Raw genomic sequence first — 454 nt, 5'->3', positions numbered from 1 at the left:
ATCAGGGCTTTACGGTGGATGAAGCGATCCGCCGCGCCGAGCGCCTGAAAGAACTTGATCTGGCGTGGATCGAAGAGCCGCTTCCGGCTGATGATCTTGATGGCCATATCCGCCTGACGCGTTCGACACCAACGCCGATTGCGGTGGGTGAATCGATCTATTCGATCCGCCATTTCCGCGAATATATGCAGAAGGGCGCTTGCTCCATCGTGCAGGTGGATGTGGCGCGCATCGGCGGTATCACACCATGGCTGAAAGTGGCACATGCCGCAGAAGCCTTCGACATTCCGGTTTGCCCGCACTTCCTGATGGAACTGCATGTCAGCCTCACCTGTGCCGTGCAGAACGGACGCTATGTCGAATATATTCCGCAGCTTGATGACCTGACCACCAAAGGCATGGAAATTAGGGATGGCCACGCGATTGCACCATCGGAAGCTGGCATTGGTATTTC

1 protein-coding gene is annotated in these 454 nt (G+C 56.2%); it reads left to right on the top strand.

Annotated elements, in window-relative coordinates:
* The coding region (locus tag HBA93_RS18635) for an enolase C-terminal domain-like protein (protein WP_286202049.1) at positions 1 to 454 on the top strand (454 nt) is incomplete at both ends.

The sequence above is a fragment of the Ochrobactrum sp. SFR4 genome, assembly GCF_019730395.1.
Taxonomy (GTDB): Bacteria; Pseudomonadota; Alphaproteobacteria; order Rhizobiales; family Rhizobiaceae; genus Pseudochrobactrum.
The sequence above is the reverse complement of the archived record's forward strand: the minus strand, read 5'-3'. Positions and strand labels throughout refer to the sequence as shown.